Source organism: Sinomonas soli (assembly GCF_054782415.1).
In genome coordinates this window covers 36,620-56,404 of the sequence record NZ_BAAGSN010000005.1, presented here as the reverse complement: position 1 = coordinate 56,404, position 19,785 = coordinate 36,620, and the positions used below count along the sequence as shown (strand labels likewise).

Annotated in this window: 17 protein-coding genes and 1 tRNA gene; 13 read left to right on the top strand and 5 right to left on the bottom strand. The window is 71.9% G+C overall.

Annotated features, from left to right (window positions below):
- The first annotated feature begins 46 nt into the window (after window positions 1-46).
- The gene (locus ACYVKZ_RS05220) at window positions 47-3,091 is read left to right on the top strand and encodes an alpha-mannosidase (protein ID WP_460991010.1); all 3,045 of its coding nucleotides are present in this window, start codon (window positions 47-49) and stop codon (window positions 3,089-3,091) included.
- A gap of 172 nt (window positions 3,092-3,263) precedes the next feature.
- On the opposite strand, the gene ACYVKZ_RS05215 is transcribed toward ACYVKZ_RS05220, so the two are convergent.
- Entirely contained in the window at window positions 3,264-3,962 is a 699-nt protein-coding gene (locus tag ACYVKZ_RS05215; RefSeq protein WP_460991009.1) for a hypothetical protein, read from the bottom strand.
- On the bottom strand, window positions 3,959-4,708 hold the full coding sequence (locus ACYVKZ_RS05210) for a hypothetical protein (protein WP_460991008.1): 750 nt from the start codon (window positions 4,706-4,708) through the stop codon (window positions 3,959-3,961). Before ACYVKZ_RS05210 ends, ACYVKZ_RS05215 begins: the two co-directional genes overlap by 4 nt.
- Before the next feature lie 168 nt (window positions 4,709-4,876).
- Between ACYVKZ_RS05210 and ACYVKZ_RS05205 the strand changes: the two genes are divergently transcribed.
- From ACYVKZ_RS05205 to ACYVKZ_RS05190, 4 genes are all read left to right on the top strand, one after another.
- Window positions 4,877-6,763: an ABC transporter ATP-binding protein gene (locus ACYVKZ_RS05205; RefSeq protein ID WP_460991007.1), complete on the top strand. Its 1,887-nt coding sequence runs from the start codon at window positions 4,877-4,879 to the stop codon at window positions 6,761-6,763.
- A gap of 12 nt (window positions 6,764-6,775) precedes the next feature.
- Window positions 6,776-7,186, top strand: coding sequence for an NUDIX hydrolase (locus ACYVKZ_RS05200; RefSeq protein ID WP_460991006.1), 411 nt, complete (start codon window positions 6,776-6,778; stop codon window positions 7,184-7,186).
- A gap of 105 nt (window positions 7,187-7,291) precedes the next feature.
- Window positions 7,292-8,575: an alkaline phosphatase family protein gene (locus ACYVKZ_RS05195; RefSeq protein WP_460991005.1), complete on the top strand. Its 1,284-nt coding sequence runs from the start codon at window positions 7,292-7,294 to the stop codon at window positions 8,573-8,575.
- The gene (locus ACYVKZ_RS05190; protein ID WP_460991004.1) at window positions 8,572-9,735 is read left to right on the top strand and encodes an alkaline phosphatase family protein; all 1,164 of its coding nucleotides are present in this window, start codon (window positions 8,572-8,574) and stop codon (window positions 9,733-9,735) included. The genes ACYVKZ_RS05195 and ACYVKZ_RS05190 overlap by 4 nt, the downstream gene beginning before the upstream one ends.
- Window positions 9,736-9,870: 135 nt before the next feature.
- Here the strand turns inward: ACYVKZ_RS05190 and ACYVKZ_RS05185 are convergent, their stop codons facing one another.
- Window positions 9,871-10,317: a DUF6314 family protein gene (locus ACYVKZ_RS05185; RefSeq protein ID WP_460991003.1), complete on the bottom strand. Its 447-nt coding sequence runs from the start codon at window positions 10,315-10,317 to the stop codon at window positions 9,871-9,873.
- A gap of 1 nt (window position 10,318) precedes the next feature.
- Window positions 10,319-10,392, bottom strand: a tRNA-Arg gene (locus ACYVKZ_RS05180).
- Between the two features lie 88 nt (window positions 10,393-10,480).
- Between ACYVKZ_RS05180 and ACYVKZ_RS05175 the strand changes: the two genes are divergently transcribed.
- Window positions 10,481-11,323: a hypothetical protein gene (locus ACYVKZ_RS05175; protein WP_460991002.1), complete on the top strand. Its 843-nt coding sequence runs from the start codon at window positions 10,481-10,483 to the stop codon at window positions 11,321-11,323.
- Between the two features lie 48 nt (window positions 11,324-11,371).
- Here ACYVKZ_RS05175 and ACYVKZ_RS05170 read toward each other — a convergent pair whose 3' ends face one another.
- Window positions 11,372-12,013 (bottom strand): hypothetical protein, encoded by a 642-nt coding sequence (locus ACYVKZ_RS05170; protein WP_460991001.1) that lies wholly within the window; start codon window positions 12,011-12,013, stop codon window positions 11,372-11,374.
- A 96-nt stretch (window positions 12,014-12,109) separates the two neighbouring features.
- Between ACYVKZ_RS05170 and ACYVKZ_RS05165 the strand changes: the two genes are divergently transcribed.
- The 7 genes from ACYVKZ_RS05165 (at window position 12,110) to sucC (ending at window position 19,774) form a co-directional block, all read left to right on the top strand.
- Complete coding sequence (locus ACYVKZ_RS05165) at window positions 12,110-12,943, top strand: inositol monophosphatase family protein (protein ID WP_460991000.1); 834 nt, start codon at window positions 12,110-12,112, stop codon at window positions 12,941-12,943.
- A gap of 123 nt (window positions 12,944-13,066) precedes the next feature.
- Window positions 13,067-13,279: a hypothetical protein gene (locus ACYVKZ_RS05160; RefSeq protein ID WP_460990999.1), complete on the top strand. Its 213-nt coding sequence runs from the start codon at window positions 13,067-13,069 to the stop codon at window positions 13,277-13,279.
- A gap of 122 nt (window positions 13,280-13,401) precedes the next feature.
- Window positions 13,402-13,911, top strand: coding sequence for a DUF892 family protein (locus ACYVKZ_RS05155; RefSeq protein ID WP_307008682.1), 510 nt, complete (start codon window positions 13,402-13,404; stop codon window positions 13,909-13,911).
- 23 nt (window positions 13,912-13,934) lie between these two features.
- On the top strand, window positions 13,935-14,180 hold the full coding sequence (locus ACYVKZ_RS05150) for a hypothetical protein (RefSeq protein WP_460990998.1): 246 nt from the start codon (window positions 13,935-13,937) through the stop codon (window positions 14,178-14,180).
- Window positions 14,181-14,281: 101 nt separating this feature from the next.
- Window positions 14,282-16,807 carry a DNA helicase PcrA gene (gene pcrA / locus ACYVKZ_RS05145; RefSeq protein WP_460991090.1) on the top strand — a complete coding sequence of 842 codons (2,526 nt, stop codon included), beginning with the start codon at window positions 14,282-14,284 and terminating at the stop codon, window positions 16,805-16,807.
- 97 nt (window positions 16,808-16,904) lie between these two features.
- The gene (locus ACYVKZ_RS05140) at window positions 16,905-18,380 is read left to right on the top strand and encodes an NCS1 family nucleobase:cation symporter-1 (protein WP_460990997.1); all 1,476 of its coding nucleotides are present in this window, start codon (window positions 16,905-16,907) and stop codon (window positions 18,378-18,380) included.
- A gap of 218 nt (window positions 18,381-18,598) precedes the next feature.
- Entirely contained in the window at window positions 18,599-19,774 is a 1,176-nt protein-coding gene (gene sucC / locus ACYVKZ_RS05135; protein WP_460990996.1) for an ADP-forming succinate--CoA ligase subunit beta, read from the top strand.
- The last annotated feature ends 11 nt before the right edge of the window (window positions 19,775-19,785 follow it).

The window sequence follows — 19,785 nt, the reverse complement described above, 5'->3', positions numbered from 1 at the left end:
CATGGAGTAGCGTGGGGCCAGGATTAATCAACTGATTGGACATTCCGTGCATGACGATCGGCTGATCACCGAAGCCCGGATCTACCGCTTCCTCCGCGAGCGGCTCACGCCTGCCGTCTACCGGAACACCGTGCCCCTCGCCGCCGAGAGGTGGGATGCCCCGGGGGAGCCCGTCGCGCTCGAGCACGCCCTCGCCCAGGACTTCCGGCCGACCGGACCGGGGGATCCCTGGGGACCGGCCTGGTCCACCCTGTGGCTGCACCTCACCGGGCGCGTGCCCGAGGGCTGGGGCCACGGGGGGGCGGACGTCGAGGTGCTCGTGGACCTGGGCTACACGGACGAGCTGCCGGGGTTCCAGTGTGAGGGCCTGGCGTGGCTGCCCGGCGGCGAGATCGTCAAGGCGCTCAACCCGCGCAACCAGTACGTTCCGCTGGCCGCGCTGGGCGGCGGCCCCGACGTCGACTTCTACGTCGAGGCGGCCGCCAACCCCGACGTCGCCCAAGGCTGGACGTTTCAGCCCACCGGGCTCGGGGAGCGTGCCACCGCCGGGCCGGCGCCCCTCTACCGCCTCGGCCCGATCCTGCTCGCGGAGCGGGACATCGCCGTCTGGGAACTCGTGCAGGACGTGCAGGCACTCTGGGGACTCATGCGCGAGCTGCCGGACGACCGGCCGCGGCGCCACCTCATCCTCCGGGCCCTCGAGCGCATGGCCGACTCCGTGGACCCGTACGACGTCGGCGGGACGGCTGCCGCGGGCCGCGCTGCCCTCGCCGGGGTGCTCGCCGCTCCCGCCGAGTCCAGCGCCCACCGGATCGTCGCCACGGGGCACGCTCACATCGACTCGGCCTGGCTGTGGCCGGTCCGTGAGACGCAGCGCAAGTGCGCGCGGACGTTCGCCAATGTGGTCGCCCTCATGGACCAGGACCCCGACCTGACGTTCGCGTGCTCGTCCGCCCAGCAGCTCGCGTGGATCCGCGACGGGTACCCACAGCTCTTCGAGCGGATCAAGGAGAAGGTCGCGGACGGACGCTTCGTGCCGGTGGGCGGCATGTGGGTCGAGTCGGACACCAACATGCCCGGCGGGGAGGCGATGGCCCGGCAGTTCGTGGAGGGCAAGAGGTTCTTCCTCGAGGAGTTCGGGGTGGACTGCCAGGAGGCGTGGCTCCCGGACTCGTTCGGGTACTCGGCGGCGCTTCCGCAGATTGTCCGGGCGGCCGGGAGCCGGTGGTTCCTGACGCAGAAGATCTCCTGGAACCAGGTCAACAGGTTCCCGCACCACACCTTCCTGTGGGAGGGGATCGACGGCTCGAGGGTGTTCACGCACTTCCCGCCCGCGGACACGTACTCCGCCGAGCTGCGCGCCGGCGAGCTCGCCCACGCCGAGCGCACCTTCCGGGAGCACGGCCGCGCCGGGATGTCCCTCGTGCCCTTCGGCTTCGGCGACGGCGGCGGCGGCCCCACGCGCGAGATGATGGCGGCGGCCCGGCGGTACGAAGACCTCGAGGGCTCGCCGAGGGTGACCGTGGGGACCCCGGCCGCGTTCTTCGTCGAGGCGGAGGCCGAGTACGTGCACCCGCCGGTGTGGACGGGGGAGATGTACCTCGAGAAGCACCGCGGCACCTACACGGCCCAGGCGCGCACCAAGGCCGGGAACCGGCGCAGCGAGCACCTGCTGCGCGAGGCGGAGCTGTGGTGCGCCACGGCCGCGGTCCACGCCGGGGCCGACTACCCCGCCGGGGAGCTGCGCCGCCTGTGGCGGCTCGTGCTCCTGCAGCAGTTCCACGACATCCTCCCCGGTACGGCGATCGCCTGGGTCCACCGGGATGCGGAGCGGAACTACGCCGCGGTCGAGCGCGGCCTCGAGGCCCTCATCGCCGACGCCGCCGCGGCCCTCGTGGGGCCCGGCGAGAACGAGATCCTGCTCAACGCGGCCCCCCACGCCCGGGCCGGCGTGCCGGCGCTCGGCGGCGGCATCGTCAGGGCAGCCAGCGCGGCCGGGCCGGCGGCCACCGCGGTGCTGCGCACGACGGCGGGCGGCGGCTGGGTGCTCGACAACGGCACCGTCCGGGCGGAGGTGGACGCGCACGGCCTCCTCGTCTCGCTCGTGGACGCTGCGAGCGGCCGGGACGCGGTCGCGCCCGGGGCGGCGGGCAACCTCCTCGAGCTCCATCGCGACACCCCCAACGAGTGGGACGCGTGGGACGTCGACGAGTTCTACCGGCACACCGTCGAGCGCCTCGACGAGGCTGCCTCGGTGGCCCCGGTGGACGGCGCGCCGGGGGAGGCCGCGCTGGAGGTCCGCCGGGCCTTCGGCTCCTCGACGGTGCTCCAGCGGCTCGTGCTCGCCCCCGGCGCGGCGGGCCTCCGGATCGAGACCGAGGTGGACTGGCACGAGCGCCAGAAACTGCTCAAGCTTGGCTTCGGGCTCGACCTGCGTGCCGACCGCAGCGCCGCCGAGACCCAGTTCGGGCACGTCTTCCGGCCCGTTCCCGTCAACACGTCCTGGGACGCGGCGCGCTTCGAGGTGTGCGCCCACCGCTGGGTCCATGTGGCCGAGCCCGGCTATGGGGTGGCGATCGCGAACTGCACCGCCTACGGCCACGACATCACCCGCGCGGTCCGCGAGGACGGGGGCACGACGACGACCGTCCGGCTCTCGCTGCTGCGGTCGCCGCTCTTCCCCGATCCCGGCGCGGACGCCGGGGTCCACAGCTTCACCGTCACGGTGACGCCGAACGCCGGGATCGCCGAGGCCGTTCGGTCGGGCTACGACGCGAACCTCCCACCGCGCGCCGTGCGCGGCGGGCGCGACGTCGTCCCGCTCGTGGCGGTCGACCACCCCGGGGTCGTGGTGGAGGCCGTCAAGCTGGCCGAGGACGGGACGGGCGATGTGGTGGTGCGGCTCTACGAGGCGTTCGGGGCGCGGGCGTCGGCGACGGTGCGTGCGGGCTTCGACTGTGCCGGCATCGAGGCCGTTGACCTGCTCGAGCGGCCGCTCGGGGCCGGCAGGCCGAGGGGGGTCGGCGGCGGGGTGATGCCCCTCACCCTGCGGCCCTTCCAGCTGGTCACCCTGCGGCTGCGGAGGGCCTGAACGCTGGTCTCGGGGCTTAAAAAGACTGAGTGGTGGCGGCCCGAAGGCCGCCGCCACTCATCCCCCCAATGAAGAACAAACCCTGTCCCCCTGACAGGTCGTGTTCACACATTCATCATTGTGGCACGGACTAATGAAAATGTGAACCGGGTTCCTCCTATGAGTGGATTTTTTACGCACCGGCGCGTCGTCTGGCGATTCCGCCCGCGATCCAGATGGTGCCGAGGCCGGTGAGGAGGAACAGGATCGAGCTGTAGTTCATGGCCTGCTGGAGGGGGAGCCAGCCGTCCGGCATGAGGGGGAAGAGGATGGTCAGGGCGAGCACGATGTAGCCGGCGGCCAGCAGGCCGGCGGCCGCCCGGAGCGGGACGAGGGCGGAGCGCCGGAACGCCCGCAGCAGGCTGGGGAGCAGGATGACTCCCGTGAACCCCGGGTAGACCCGGCCCAGCTCGCCGTAGACGTCGAACCACGTCTGGTCGTCCCCGGCCCGCAGGCCGACGCTCGAGGGGAGGAGCCCCATGAGGAGGAACGAGACCACCGTGCCCGCCCCGACGAGGGCGAGGGCGGAGAGGCCCCACGGCCCGAGCAGCGCGTGCTGCGCGCCACGGGCCGAGAACGCGCGGGAGATCCGGACCGCCAGGAGGAGGGCAATGGCGTAGATGAGGAACCTGAGCAGCAGGTTCGCGAGGTTGATGCCGCCGAGGGCCGCGTCGATGGCGAGGTACGGAGCCCCGATGCTGAGCAGGACCGCGAGCGCCAGGAGGGCGAACAGGGCCATCATGAGGCGGTTCTCGCCCCGCAGCACCGAGGGGAGGCGCACGAGGGCGAGGACCACGGCGAGGGCGAACGTCACCCAGGCAAGGGCCGTCATCCGAGGTGCTCCCAGACGCGGCGCACGGCGCGGGCGTCCGTGGTCGTCCGGCGCAGGGCACGGCCGAGGGCGGCGAGCCGCTCCGCGGCCATGAAGGCGAGCTCGGCGTCGGGCAGGCGGCCGACTGCCTGCTCCCAGGCCTCGACCGGCCAGCCCGCCTCGGTCGCGGTGACCAGTCCCGTGATCACGAGTCCGTTGCGCAGGCCCACTCCGGCCTCCCGCGCGGTGCTCACCGCGAGCTCGGGGCTGAGGCGGTTGGCGCGCAGCTGCGCCGAGAGGTTCTGCGGTGCGATGCCGCTGGCCTCGCTGACGCGCTGGCGGAGGTCGCCGTCGTCGATCGCGTCCACCCACTGGCGGACGTCGGGCTCGCACGAGGAGCACTCGCTCTCGGCCCGTGCGGGACCGGGATGCGACGCCGGCGGCACGGCGGGGAGCTCGCCGCCGCGCACGAGCAGTTCCTCGAGCAGCCGGGCCGTGGAGACCTGGCTCAGCAGTTCGGCGTCGGTGGGGGTGGCGGTGCTCGACGCGAGGTCCCCGTAGGGGGCAAACCGGGCGAGGCCGAGCACCGGGTTCTCCCCGTACGCGCGGGCGACGGCGACGACGGTCGTCTCCGCGACCTTGCCCCGCACGAGCTGCTGTGCGAGTGTGCTGCGCTTGAGGCCGGCCCGGCGGCAGATGTCCGCCGCGGTGTTCCCCGGGGCCAGCTCCTGCAGCCAGTCCCGGAACACCAACGCTGATACCGGCATGTACCCCCCCTGTCATGCGGCGAGCGGCGGGGCGGTCCCCGCCCACGCATCGCCTGTGCGTGTCGATTTTACGTGCTGGACGGCCTGGCTTATGCTGAATCAAGCCCGCCGGCTCGCGCACCCCCCAATCGCGAGTCGGCGGGCCTTTCACGTTCTCAGGAGAATCCCATGAGCATGCAGACCGCGGCGTGGAGTTCGCTGCACCAGATCTCCCGCGCCACCGAGGGCCGGAACCCGTTCAGCAGGGAGACTCTGCGGCGGGTGCTCACGTTCGCGGCACCCCACCGCGGCCGCCTCGTCGCCTTCGTCCTGACCTCCATCGTCGCGGCGGTGACCGCCGTCGCCACCCCCGTGCTCGCCGGCCAGGTCGTCGACGCGATCGTCAACCACTCCTCGGTCTCCACCGTGGTCTGGCTCGCGGTGCTCATCGCCGCCGTGGCGCTCGCCGACGCGGGGTTCGGGCTCCTGACCCGCTGGCTCTCGGCCACGATCGGGGAGGGCGTCATCCTGGACCTGCGCCGCGCCGTGTTCGACCACGTCCAGACGATGCCCATCGCGTTCTTCACCCGCACCCGCACTGGCGCCCTCGTGAGCCGCCTGAACAACGACGTGATCGGCGCCCAGGCGGCCTTCGCCGGCACGCTCTCGGGCGTGGTGAGCAACGCCGTCGCGCTGGTACTGACGGTGGCCGTGATGGCCCAGAAGTCCTGGCTCGTGACTGTCCTGGCGCTGGTCCTCCTGCCGATCTTCCTCATCCCGGCCCGGCGGATGGGAGCGCGTGTCGCGGACCTGCGCCGCGAGGCGGCCGGGCACAACGCCACCATGAGCACCCAGATGACCGAGCGGTTCTCGGCTCCGGGCGCGACCCTCATCAAGCTCTTCGGGCGCCCCGACGAGGAGTCGCGCGAGTTCGCGCTGCGCGCCCGGCGGGTGCGGGACATCGGCATCCGCTCCTCGATGCTCTCCTTCACGTTCATCACCGCGCTGACCCTCGTCTCCTCGCTCGCCCTCGCGCTCGTCTACGGGGTGGGCGGCTGGCTCGCGATCGCGGGACAGCTCGCACCGGGCGACGTCGTGGTGCTCGCCCTGCTCCTGACCCGCCTCTATGCGCCGATCACCAACCTCTCCAGCGCCCGGGTGGAGATCATGAGCGCGCTCGTGAGCTTCGAGCGGGTCTTCGAGGTCCTCGACCTGACGCCGCTCATCCGCGAGAAGCCCGATGCCCGGCCCCTGCCGGCCGGTCCCGTCTCGGTCGAGTTCGACGACGTCCGCTTCGGCTACCCGAGCGCCGACAAGGTCTCGCTCGCCTCGCTCGAGGAGGTCGCGGTGCTGGACACCCGCGGCGGCGAAGAGGTGCTCCACGGCGTCTCCTTCCGGGTAGACCCGGGCCAGACCCTCGCGCTCGTGGGCTCCTCCGGGGCGGGCAAGTCCACCGTCGCGCAGCTGCTCTCGCGCCTCTACGACGTGGAGTCGGGCGCGGTGCGGATCGGCGGCGTCGACGTGCGGGACACGACCTTCGACTCGATGCGGGGCACCGTCGGCATGGTCACCCAGGACGGCCACCTGTTCCACGAGAGCATCGCCGCCAACCTGCGCCTCGCCCGGCCCGGGGCCACCGAGGAGGAGCTCTGGGACGTGCTGCGGCGCTCGCGGCTCGAGGACATGGTGCGCTCGCTCCCGGACGGCCTCGGCACGATCGTGGGGGAGCGGGGGTACCGGCTCTCCGGCGGCGAGCGGCAGCGGCTCACCATCGCGCGCCTGCTCCTGGCCGCCCCGCGGGTGGTGATCCTCGACGAGGCCACCGCGGCCCTCGACTCGACCAACGAGGCGGCCGTGCAGGCAGCCCTCGGGGAGGCGCTCGAGGGGCGCACCGCCGTCGTGATCGCGCACCGGCTCTCCACGATCCGCGCCGCGGACCAGATCCTCGTGGTCGAGGACGGCCAGATCGTGGAGCGGGGCACCCATGCCGAGCTCCTCGCAGCGGGCGGCCGGTACGCCGAGCTCTACACCACCCAGTTCGCCGAGGCCTCGGCGACCGCCGACGACTACGCCTAGGAGCCCCGGACCGTGGAAGCCCGCATCGTCGTCTCCGCCGTCTGCGTCTTCGCGCGCGACGGCCGCCTCCTCACGGTCCGCAAGCGCGGCACCGACCGCTTCATGCACCCGGGCGGGAAGCCCGAGCCCGGGGAGTCCGCGGCCCACGCCGCGAGCCGCGAGCTCGAGGAGGAGGTGGGGATCGTCGTCGGCCCCGAGTCGCTCGAGCCGCTGGGCGTCTGGATCGCGCGGGCGGCGAACGAGGCCGGGTGGGACATCGAGGCGACCGTCTTCACCGCGCCCGGGACGTACGATCCGGCAGCCGTGCACGCCGCCGCAGAGATCGCCGAACTGCGCTGGATCGATCCCGCGGCAGAGCCCGAGGCGGACCTCGCGCCGCTCCTGACGGACCACGTGCTGCCGCTCCTCGCCCGGCGTCCGTGAGGGGCGCGCGCTCTCTGGGAGCCGGGTGGGAGTTCTGTGAACCGCTGGTGAACAGTCGGGAAAGCCGGCCCTGAGAAGCGCTACTGCACGGTAACTTGGTGGGCCGTGACCACCTCCCGCCGCAGTTTCCTCTCGGCAGCGTCCCTCGCCGCCTTGGGTGCCGCAGCCCTCACCGGGGCCGCGTCGCCGTCGTCCGTCCGAAGCATTGCGCCCGCCGCCCTGCCCGCCGACCCCAGCGCCTCCGGGATCGACCACATCATCGTGGTGATGATGGAGAACCGCTCGTTCGACCACTTCCTCGGCTGGCTCCCCGGCGCCAACGGGAAGCAGGGCGGCCTCACCTACACCGACCGCTATGGGGTGCCGCACGGTACGCACCACCTCACCGACTACCAGGGGTGCAGCCACCCCGATCCCGACCACTCCCAGGAGGGCGGGCTCATCGAGTACAACAACGGCAAGTGCGACGGCTGGCTGCGCGCTGGCGAGAACGACGACTTCGCGATCGGGTACTACACCGGTGCGGACCTGCAGTTCTTCGCCCAGGCAGCGCCCGGCTGGACGGTGTGCGACAACTACTATGCCGCCGTCATGGCCGAGACGTACCCCAACCGCTTCTACCAGCACTCCGCCCAGACGGACCGCATCCACAACTCGACCGCCAACGCGACGATCCCCACCATCTGGGACCGTCTGGCCGCTGCCGGCGTCTCCGGGAAGTACTACTACTCCGACGTGCCGTTCGTGGCCCTCTGGGGCACCAAGTACCTGCCCATCTCCGCGCAGTACTCCGAGTTCCTCAGTGACTGCGCGGCCGGCACCCTGCCGTCGGTGAGCTTCGTGGACCCCCGGTTCACTGACGAGAGCTCCGGCACCTCGGGCGACGACCACCCCCACGCGGACCTCCGCTCCGGCGAGCTCTTCCTCAACGAGGTCTACAACGCCGTCACGAAGTCTCCGGCGTGGCCGCGGACGATGCTCGTGGTCAACTTCGACGAGTGGGGCGGCTTCTACGACCACGTGGCCCCGACCACCGCGCCGGACGTGAGCCCGAAGACGTCCCTGCGGGGGTTCCGGGTCCCGGCCCTCGTGGTCTCGCCGTTCGCCCGCCGCGGCGCGGTGGCCTCGGGCACGTACGACCACACCTCGGTGCTCAAGGCCATCGAGTGGCGGTGGAACCTGCAGGCCCTCACCCAGCGGGACGCGAACGCCGCCAACATCGCCGAGGTGCTGGACCTCGCCTCGGCCCCGAACCTCAGCGCCCCGGCCTACACGGTTCCGCCGTTCGCCGCCGGCCCGGCCTGCACACCCCTGCCCGGCGGCGACCCCGAAGACGAGTGGAAGCCGCTCAAGGACCGAGCCATCTCGGAAGGATGGAAGCTCTCATGACCCGCGCAAACCCCGCCCCGGGCGCCCTTGCCGTCGCACGACGGCGGCCGCTCGCCGTCGTGCTCACGGCCGTCGCCGTGCTGGTGCTCGCCGCCGTCGCATTGGTGCGCGGCGGCGCCGACCAGGCGGCCCACGCCGCCGGGCCGACCTCCCAGTACCTGCCGTCCAGTTCCCACGTCTTCGTCATCAACCTCGAGAACAAGGGCTACGAGGAGACGTGGGGCCCGTCCTCGCAGGCGCCCTACCTCTCGCAGACGCTGCGCTCGCAGGGCGTCCTGCTCAACAGCTACTACGGCACCGGCCACAACTCGCTCGACAACTACGTCTCCGAGGTGTCGGGGCAGGGCCCGAACAGCCAGACCCAGGCCGACTGCCAGACCTACTCGCCGTTCGTCCAGACCGGCACGGCGGACCAGGGCCAGGCCGTCGGCAGCGGGTGCGTCTACCCCTCGGGCGTGAAGACGGTCGCGGACCAGCTCACCGCGGCGGGCAAGAGCTGGAAGGGCTACATGGAGGACATGGGCACGCCCTGCCGCCATCCCCAGCTCGGCGCGGTGGACGATACCCAGAAGGCACGGGTCGGCGACCAGTACGCCGCCCGCCACAACCCGTTCGTCTACTTCGCCGGCATCACCGGCTCGCCCGACTGCGCGGCGAAGGACGTGGACCTCTCCGCCCTGAGCGGCGACCTCGCCTCGGCCTCGACCACGCCGGACGTCTCCTTCATCACGCCGAACCTGTGCCACGACGGGCACGACTCCCCGTGCGTCGACGGGCAGCCCGGGGGCCTCGTCTCGGCCGACGCGTGGCTGAAGCAGTGGGTTCCCGTCATCACCGGCTCGCCCGCGTTCAAGAAGGACGGGGTCCTGGTCATCACCTTCGACGAGTCGGACGGCCCGCAGCAGGACGCGAGCGCGTGCTGCGGCGAGGGGCCCGGGCCCAATGCGGCGCTGCCGGGGATCACGGGGATGGGCGGCGGCCGCGTCGGGGCACTCGTGCTCTCGCCGTTCACCGCCGGCGGCACATGGTCCACGACGCCGTACAACCACTACAGCCTGCTCGCCAGCATCGAGGACCTCAACGGCCTGTCCTACCTCGGGTACGCGGGCACGCCGGGCCTGGACCGCTTCGGGCTCGACGTGTACAACAAGGGGGTGTGACCCCTCATCGCAGGGACATGACCCCTCACGGCGGGGACATGACCCCTCATCGCAGGGACATGACCCCTCACGGCGGGGACATGACCCCTCATCGCAGGGACATGACCCCTCACGGCGGGAGGTGAGGCGGCACGGTCAGTCAGGGGCGGGGAGCCGGCGGAGGATGCTCGTCAGGAGCAGGTCCTTGGCTGGCCCCCGGACGTCCCACATGTAGCGCAGCTCGTCCGGGCCGATGGCCTCGTAGTGCACCCGGTAGTCGTCGGGGGAGCACCAGTGGGCGCCGTCGCCGGCGGAGCCGGTGAGGTCCACGGCGTGGAACGGCCGGCCGTCGGGGAAGAAGACCTCCATCGCGCCGGGCCCGGAGCCCGGGCGCCACACGTACTCGCGCCCGGCGGGGCCCTCGTGCGAGCCCCAGCGGACGGTGCCGCGCTCGCACTGGCGGAGGCCGCCGTCGTCCGCGGCCTCGAAGGCCACGGTGCCGCTGAAGCTGCCGCGGGCGCCGGAGGCGCGGTCCAGGAGCTCGCGCTCCACGGCCCACGCCCCGAGGAGGTACGCGCGCAGCTCGGGGACCGGATATGACAAGTGCCCCCGACCGGAATCGAACCGATGGCCTGCCCTTTAGGAGAGGGCCGCTCTATCCTACTGAGCTACGGGGGCCGGCCCGGATCGCGCCGGGCACGCTGACAAGCATACCGGCTGGCGGGGCGGCCGCGCCGCACACTGCAGGCGTGGCTAGGCTGGGCGCGTGGCTGCAGCAGAGGCATCGACCGACCGGATCCGGCACTACCTCGGCGCGTGGTCGGCAGTGAGCATCCTGCAGTTCTTCGCGGCGGAGGCGGCCACGATCGCGGCCTGGCGGGGACCCGCGCCGTACAGCCGGCGGCTGAACTTCATCAGCGACCTCGGCCAGGTCGGCTGCGGCCTCCACGGCACCCGCGAGGTCTGCTCGCCGCTGCACACCCTCATGAACGTCTCCTTCGTCCTCCAGGGCGTCGGCATGGTGATCGCGGCCCTGCTCATCACCTCGGCCGTGCTCCGCGTCGCGGCCCAGGACCGCGCCGTCCGCGCACAGGCGCGGCTCTCACGGGCCCTCGCCGCCCGCACCGCGGGCCTTCCGCGCACGACTCCGGCCCCCGCCTCCCGCGGGGGCGTCGCCGCGGCGATCCGGTCGGGGCACCCGGCGGCCGCGGTGCCCTGGGCGGCGACGCTCGCGGTCCGGGTCCTCCTCGGGCTCGCCGGCGCGGGGGTCGCGGTGGTGGGGCTCGTCCCGCAGGACTCGATCGAGGCCGTGCACCTGGCCGCGGCGGGCGCCTACTTCCTGGGCGGCTCGACGGCCCTCGTGGTGCTCGGCCTGCTGTGGATCGGGCGCACGGCTGCCGCGTGGCCCGTGCTGCTGTGCGGCGGCGCCTCGTTCGTCGCGACGATCGTGGGCGGCGCGGTCCGACTCCACGTGCCCGAGCCCGGGACCCTCGAGCGGTTCATGGGCTACCCGATCACGGCCGGGATCGCGCTCGTGGGCGCGGTCATCGCCTACCGCCTCGGCGTCCCGGCCCGGCAGGCCCGGGCCCTGCGCCGCGTGCGCGCCTGACCCCCGCTCCGCACCCGCAACGCCCCTGCCGCCGGCACGCGGAGGCGCTCAGCCGCCCGAGGTGCGCCGCGCCGTCGTGCGACCGCGCCGCGCGGCGAGCACCGCCGCCCCCGCGCCGAGGAGCATGACGAAGAGCAGCACCCAGCCCGCCACGACGAGGACCGAGGCGAGCACCGCGGCGCCTGCGTCCGCGCCGGGGGCGACGGCGCCGTCCACCGCGATGTTGCCCCACAGCCGCACGATCGCGAAGACGACCACCACGGCGAACGAGGCCCAGCGCAGGGCCTTGCCCTTCAGCCACGTGCCGAAGACGAGCAGGAACGTGAAGCCGGAGATGAGCGGGAAGAGCGTTCCCGCGGTCTTGTGCACGTAGCTGAGCTGGCCGCGGGCGGCGTCGTCGAGCGCGCCCTGCAGCCGGTGCGCGTAGTCCGGGGAGAAGCCGCCCACGAGCGAGTCCGGCATGGCGAGGCCGCCGGAGAGCTGGGTCATCTGCGAGAGCGTGAGCAGGTGGTAGTACCAGAACATGAACACGCTCGCCACGAGGGCGGCGATGATGATCAGGCGCGCGTTGCCCCGGGCCTGTTCTGGCGTGCGGCTCGTGGTGGGGTTGACGGGCTGGCCGGGGCGGGCACTCGGAGCGGCGGCGCGCTCGCCGTGCTTGCGGGCCCGCTGGGCCGGGGTCTTGGACATGGGTCCATTATCCGTCCCGGTCCCCGCGCGGACGGACCGCCGGGGTGGACCGTGGGCCGCCCCCGTGGGTGCCGGGCCCGCAGGTAGGCTGGGCGTGTGCCTGAGACCAGCGACCGCGCCCTGCCCGACCTCGACCCGAACCTGACCGACGCCGAGCTGGCCGAGGCGCTCGTGCGCACGGCCGGGACGCTGGCGCTGGAGATGCGCCGCGAGGGCCTCGAGGCCCAGCGCAAGTCGTCCGTCTCGGACATCGTGACCGCCGCGGACAAGGCCGCCGAGGCCTACATCCTCGCCCAGCTGCGCCGCTGCCGGCCGGAGGACGGGGTCTTCGGCGAGGAGGGCACGGACGTGCGGTCCGCCTCCGGCCGGACGTGGGTCGTGGACCCGGTGGACGGCACCTACAACTTCTTCTCCGGCTCGAGCTACTGGTGCTCGGCCCTGGCCCTGCGCGGGGCCGCCTCGAACGGGGACGCCGACCCGGAGGCGCTCCTCGGGGCGATCTTCCAGCCCCAGGAGGACAAGCTGTGGATCGGAGGGGCGGACACCCCGTCCACGCTCAACGGCCAGCCCCTCGGCGGACCGGCCGACGCGCGCCTGGGCATGCTGGGGGTCGCCACCTCCATCCAGCCCCGCTGGCTCGAGCAGCCGCTCTCGGCAATGCCGTGGCACGCCGCGGCCGTCCGGTCGGCGTCGATCCGCATCCTCGGCTCCGGCTCGTGCGACCTCGCACGCGTGGCCCAGGGCGAGATCGGCGCCTGGTTCCAGCACTCCTGCCCCCAATGGGACTGGCTCCCCGGCAAGGCGATCGTCACCGCCGCCGGCGGCACCACCGCGACGGTCGAGATCAACGGGCTCACCTGGTTCGCGGCGGGGGGCGCGACGGCGGTCCGCGAGATCGTGGCGGCGCTCTCCTCCGCACGGCTCGGCTGAGGCGCACCGCGGGGCCGCAGCCCGCTGCCGGCGGCACCCTTGACCCCTCAGCGGCCCGGTGCTGTGCTGGACTGAGCCCCGGGACCGGGGCGGCCCGGAACGAGGCCTGCACGGAGGGGAACGATGGCCAGCATCGACAACCAGGATCCAGCGCGCAGCCTGAGCGAGGAGGAGGACCCCTCGCTCGACTTCTCCGTGGAACCGGACGAGAAGGTCTGGGACGAGGAGGACGGCCTGATCGACGGGGAGGAAGTCGTCGTCGAGCCGGACCCGGCAGGCGTCCAGGAGGCGGATCCGGCGGACGTCGCCGAGCAGATCCGGGGCCTCGACGGGTAGGACTCTTCATTGCCCCGGCCCGTGCCGGGGCGGAGAATGAAGGCAGGACTGGGACGGACGTCGTCGAAGGATCCGCCAGGGCTCCGCGCCCGCCGCTGGCCCGCCGGGAGGGAGGTCCTGCCATGTTCGAGTACTTCTCCGAAGCCCACGAGCTGTTCGTGTACCGCCTGGGAATCGCCCGCGGGACGAGCCGCCGCTCGATCGTCACCTTGGGAGTCCTCGAGCAGGAGTCGCAGCGGCGCGAGGTCGCGGCCCTCATGCTCGACCTGAGCGAGGAGGCGCGGCTCCACGCCGCCGTCCTCGAGGACTGCTTCGCCGAACTCGAGCGCAACGTGGCCGTCCCGCCGGGCCACGCCGCCGACGGGCTCGACAAGGAGGCGCACACGGTCCTGCGCAAGACGGCCGACGGCATCAAGGACCTCGCGGTCCTGCCGCTGGCCCTCGAGGTGGTCTACAGCGCGATCGCCGTCTACGAGCCCCTCACCGTCTACGCACGGGAGTGGATCAGCGCGCACCTCGCCGACCAGCTGGAGAAGTGCCTCGTCGAGCTCCTTGCCGCGCGCAACCGCGTCCTCGAGCTCATGCGGGAGGTCTTCGCCAGCGCGGAGACCGTCCAGGCCAAGACGGACTGAGGCACAGGGAGGGAGGTGCGCAAATGAACCACCACCAGCCGGGCCAGCCGGAGCCGGGCACGCGCGAGACCAAGTCCGAGTCCTTCATGAGGACCATGGGCCACCTGCGCGGGCTGTACGGGCCGGCCAATCGCCGGATCGCCACCGAGCCCGAGCGCCACGGCCACAACCCCGAAGACCTCAAGGAGGCGCGCGAGCTCGACGGGATCGACATCGAGACCGACAGCGAGGGGCACCGCTACGGGGTGCGCCGCACGCCGGGCGCATGAGCGCCGGGCGTGGCCGGGGCGCCGACCGTCCCGGCCACGCCAGCGCTCGCCGTCCCCCCAGAAGTGTCAGCCGCGCGGCCTAAAATAGAGGGATCATGGATATGCTCTTCGATCCCTACGCCCATCTGCCCAAGTCCGGCCTGCCCGGCGGGGCGGAGGAACCAGACCCCGAGGAGCTCCGGCCCGCGCCCGAAGAGGAGACCGGCGCCCCCGAGGACCTGCCCGAGGGCTGGCTGCCTGCCTCCGACCCGGCCGAGGACGCCCGCAGGGAAGCCAAGGCGCAGGCGGCCCACCTCCTCGAGGGGCTCAACCCCGAGCAGCTCGAGGCCGTCACCCACGCCGGAGGTCCCCTGCTCATCGTCGCGGGCGCCGGGTCCGGCAAGACCCGGGTGCTCTCGCACCGGATCGCCTACCTCATCGCGACCCGCCGTGCCCACCACGGCGAGATCCTCGCCATCACCTTCACCAACAAGGCCGCCGCCGAGATGCGCGAGCGCATCGAGGCCCTGGTGGGCGAGCGCGCGCAGCGGATGTGGATCTCCACGTTCCACTCCTCGTGCGTGCGCATCCTCCGCCGCGAGGCGAAGTCCGTGGGGCTGAACTCGAACTTCTCGATCTACGACTCCGCCGACTCCCTCCGGCTCATCACCCTCGTGCACAAGGGCCTCGAGCTGGACCCCAAGAAGGTGGCGCCCAAGGCCGTCCAGCACAAGATCTCGGCGCTCAAGAACGAGCTCATCGACGCCGAGGACTTCGCCGGCCGCGCGAACATGAACGATCCGTTCGAGGCCGGCGTGGCCGAGGTCTTCAAGGGCTACACCCAGCGCCTGCGCCAGGCGAACGCGATGGACTTCGACGACCTCATCGCCGAGACGGTGTACATGTTCCGGGCCTTCCCGGCGCTCGCGGAGACCTACCGGCGGCGATTCCGGCACGTCCTCGTGGACGAGTACCAGGACACCAACCACGCCCAGTACGCGCTCGTGCGGGAGATCGTCGGCGAGGGCCCGGACGCCTCGGAGCTGACCGTGGTGGGCGACTCCGACCAGTCCATCTACGCCTTCCGCGGGGCGGACATCCGCAACATCGTGGAGTTCGAGAAGGACTACCCCGAGGCCCGCACCATCAAGCTCGAGCAGAACTACCGCTCGACCCAGACGATCCTCTCCGCCGCGAACGCCGTGATCTCCCGGAACCCGAACCGGCCCGAGAAGCGCCTGTGGACCTCCGAGGGGGACGGCGAGAAGGTCATCGGCTACGCAGCCGAGAACGAGCACGAGGAAGCGCGCTTCATCGCCAAGGAGATCGACCGCCTCACCGACACGGGCGAGTTCCGGCCCGGCGACGTCGCGGTGTTCTACCGCACCAACGCCCAGTCCCGCAGCCTCGAGGAGATCCTCATGCGGGTGGGCCTGCCCTACAAGGTGGTCGGCGGCACCCGCTTCTACGAGCGCAAGGAGATCAAGGACGCGCTGGCGTACCTGCGCGTGCTGGTCAACCCGGACGACGACGTCAACCTCCGCCGCGTCCTCAATGAACCGAAGCGGGGCATCGGCGAGCGGGCCGAGGGCACCATCGCCGCCTTCGCCGAGCGGGAGCGCCTCTCCTTCATGGCCGCCGCGCGGCGCGCGGACGAGGTCCCCGGCATGGCCACCCGCTCGCTCAACGCCGTCAAGGGCTTCGTCAAGCTCCTCGACGACCTCGCGGCCGTGGCGGAAGGCTCGGGAGCGGCCGAGGCCCTCGAGGCCGTGCTCGAGCAGACGGGCTACCTCGCGGGCCTGCGGAGCTCGACCGACCCCCAGGACGAGTCGCGCGTCGAGAACCTCGCCGAGCTCGTCGCCGTCGTGCGCGAATACGAGCGCGACAACCCCGAGGGGAGCCTCGAGGAGTTCCTCGAGCAGGTCTCCCTCGTCGCCGACGCGGACCAGATCCCGGATACCCCGGACGGCGCCTCCCAGGCCGAGGTCGACGCCGCGGTCGCGGAGGCGAGGCGGCAGGGCGTCGTGACGCTCATGACCCTGCACACGGCCAAGGGCCTCGAGTTCCCGGTCGTGTTCCTCACGGGCATGGAGCACGGGGTCTTCCCGCACCGCCGTTCGGCGACCGACCCCGAGGAGCTGGCCGAGGAGCGCCGGCTCGCGTACGTGGGCCTCACCCGCGCCCGCAAGCGGCTCTACCTCACCCGCTCGGAGGTCCGCAGCCTCTGGGGCCAGAGCGAGTACTACCCCGCGAGCCAGTTCCTGGGCGAGGTCCCGGCCGAGCTGATCGACTGGAAGCGCGAGGGGTCCAAGCGGCCGCCCGCCGTGGGCAACGCCAACGACCGGTGGGACCGGTCCGCGGGCCGCTACGGCGGCTCCTCCTGGGGAGCCGGGACGAGCCGGAACGCGAACTTCTCCTCGATCTCCCCGGCATCCCCGCCCTCGGCGGCCGCGGCCAAGGGGCGCGTGCAGCCGCAGAAGGAGGTCATCGCGGTCTCGGTGGGGGACAAGGTCAACCACACGGCGTTCGGCAACGGCACCGTGATCGGCGTGGAGGGCGCCGGGGACAAGACGGTCGCGAAGGTGAGCTTCGACGTCGGCGAGAAGCGCCTGCTGCTGCGCTACGCGCCGCTGACCAAGGTCGGCTGAGCGCCCCGCCCGTTGAGCCCGGGGCCCGGCGGATCTACCCTGTCGTCGAACGGCGTGGGGGCACCGCCGGGGGAGCCGTGGGCAAGGAGGCGGAACGGTGGCCGAGTCGATTCCCGCGGGGTACAGTCCCCGCCTCTACAACGAGGACCTCGCGCCCGCCGAGCACAGGAAGTGGGGCTTCTACTCGCTGTTCGCCATGTGGATGTCGGACATCCACTCGCTCGGCGGCTACACGTTCGCCGCAGGGCTCTTCGCGATCGGCCTCGGCGCATGGCAGGTCTTCCTCGCGCTCGTGGTGGGGATCGTCCTCGTCTTCTTCCTCATGAACCTCTCCGGGTATGCGGGCCAGAAGACGGGAGTGCCGTACCCGGTGCTGGCCCGGATCTCCTTCGGCACGATCGGGGCCAATCTGCCCGCCCTCATCCGGGCGCTGGTCGCGATCGCGTGGTACGGCATCCAGACCTGGCTCGCCTCCCGGGCGGTGATCATCATCGCGCTGAAGATCTGGCCCGACGCCCAGGGGCTGACCGAGAACAACTTCCTCGGCGAATCCACGCTCGGCTGGCTCGGCTTCCTCCTCATGTGGGCGCTCCAACTCGTCCTCCTGCGCAACGGCATGGACACGATCCGCCGCTTCCAGGACTGGGCGGGACCCGCCGTCTGGGTCGTCATGGGGCTCCTCGTGGTGTACATCCTGCTCAAGGCCGGCTGGAGGGTCTCGCTCGAGCTCCAGGGCGGCACGGCCACGTGGGGGGTCGGGCACGCGTTCGCCGCGGCCATCGCGCTGACCGTGACGTACTTCTCCACGCTCCTGCTCAACTTCTGCGACTTCTCCCGCTTCGCGCCCGACCGCCGGGCGGTATGGACGGCGAACCTGTGGGGCCTGCCGGTGAACTTCATCGCGTTCTCGGTGGTGTCCGTGGTGGTCACGGCCGGCACGTACCAGGTCTACGGGAAGCACATCTACGATCCGGTCGAGATCGTGGGCCGCATCGACAGCGTGTGGGCGCTCCTGCTCGGCGCCGTCACGTTCGCCGTCGCAACGCTCGGCATCAACGTCGTCGCGAACTTCGTCTCGCCGGCCTACGACCTGGCCAATGTGTGGCCGGAGAAGATCACCTTCAAGCGTGGCGGTCTGATCGCGGCGCTCATCGCGCTCGTGATCACCCCGTGGAACCTGTTCAACAGCCCTGTGGTCGTGAACCTGTTCCTGGGCGGTCTCGGTGCCCTGCTGGGGCCGCTCTTCGGGATCATCATGGTGGACTACTACGTGCTCAGGAGGCAGCACGTGGCGGTCGGCGAGCTCTTCCGGGAGCGCGGCCACTACGCGTACCGCAGCGGCTGGAACCCGAAGGCCGTGGCCTCGTTCATCGTCTCGGCGGTGCCCGCCGTCGTCGTCGCGCTCGTCCCCGCCTTCGACTACCTCGCGCCGTTCTCGTGGTTCATCGGCGGCGCGATCGCCGCCGTCGTCCACTGGGCGATCTCCCGCCACGACACCTCCATCGCGGAGGCGGTCGCGGCGGCGGCCGCGGCGGAGCCGGCGGCCGGAACGTCGCCGGAGGCGAGGATCTGACCACGGCCCCCCGGGCGGCTGGGCCTACCGCACGGCGGCCCATTTCTACGAATCGTAGAGCTGTGCGGTTGGTCACGAACGGAGCCCGTGGGGAGCTCGCGCCGCTGCAAGGGATTAGAGTTGCCCCTTGGAGCATCAGGCCCGCCGAGGGGAGCTCCCCACGGCACACTCGTGCGTGCTCCGAGTCAGAACTACTTTCGACGTAGAGGACCTGAACCGTGGACCTGTTTGAGTATCAGGCGCGCGATCTGTTCGAGGCGCACGGGGTTCCCGTGCTCGCCGGCATCGTTGCGCACACCCCCGAGGAAGCCAAGGCCGCGGCCGAGAAGATCGGCGGGGTCACCGTCGTCAAGGCTCAGGTGAAGGTCGGCGGCCGCGGCAAGGCGGGCGGCGTCAAGGTCGCCAAGACGGCCGACGAGGCGTTCGAGTACGCCACCAACATCCTCGGCATGGACATCAAGGGCCACACCGTCAAGCGCGTCATGATCGCCGCGGGTGCGGACATCGCGGAGGAGTTCTACTTCTCGGTCCTGCTCGACCGCGCCAACCGCAACTACCTGGCCATGTGCTCGGTCGAGGGCGGCATGGAGATCGAGCAGCTCGCCGTCGAGCGCCCCGAGGCCCTCGCCAAGGTCCCCGTCGACCCGGCCGTCGGCATCGACGCCGCCAAGGCCGCCGAGATCGTCGAGACCGCAGGCTTCGCCCCCGAGCTGCGCGAGAAGGTCGCGGACGTCATCGTCAAGCTGTGGGACGTCTTCAAGGGCGAGGACGCCACGCTGGTCGAGGTCAACCCGCTCGTCCGCACGGGCGCCGGCGACATCATCGCGCTCGACGGCAAGGTCTCCCTCGACGAGAACGCGGGCTTCCGGCACGCGGAGCACGAGGCCCTCGTCGACAAGGACTCCGAGGACCCGCTCGAGGCCAAGGCCAAGGCCCTGGACCTGAACTACGTCAAGCTCGACGGCGAGGTCGGCATCATCGGCAACGGCGCGGGCCTCGTGATGTCCACGCTCGACGTCGTGGCCTACGCCGGCGAGAAGCACGGCAACGTCAAGCCTGCCAACTTCCTCGACATCGGCGGCGGCGCCTCGGCCGAGGTCATGGCGAACGGCCTGGGCATCATCCTCGGCGACGAGCAGGTCAAGAGCGTCTTCGTCAACGTCTTCGGCGGCATCACCGCGTGCGACGCCGTGGCCAACGGCATCGTGGGCGCCCTCAACAAGCTCGGCGACTCGGCGAACAAGCCCCTCGTCGTGCGCCTCGACGGCAACAACGTCGACGAGGGCCGCCGCATCCTCCACGAGGCCAACCACCCGCTGGTGACCCTCGCCGAGAACATGGACCAGGGCGCCGACAAGGCCGCCGAGCTCGCCAACTCGGGCGCTGCGAAGTAAGGGACGAGAGA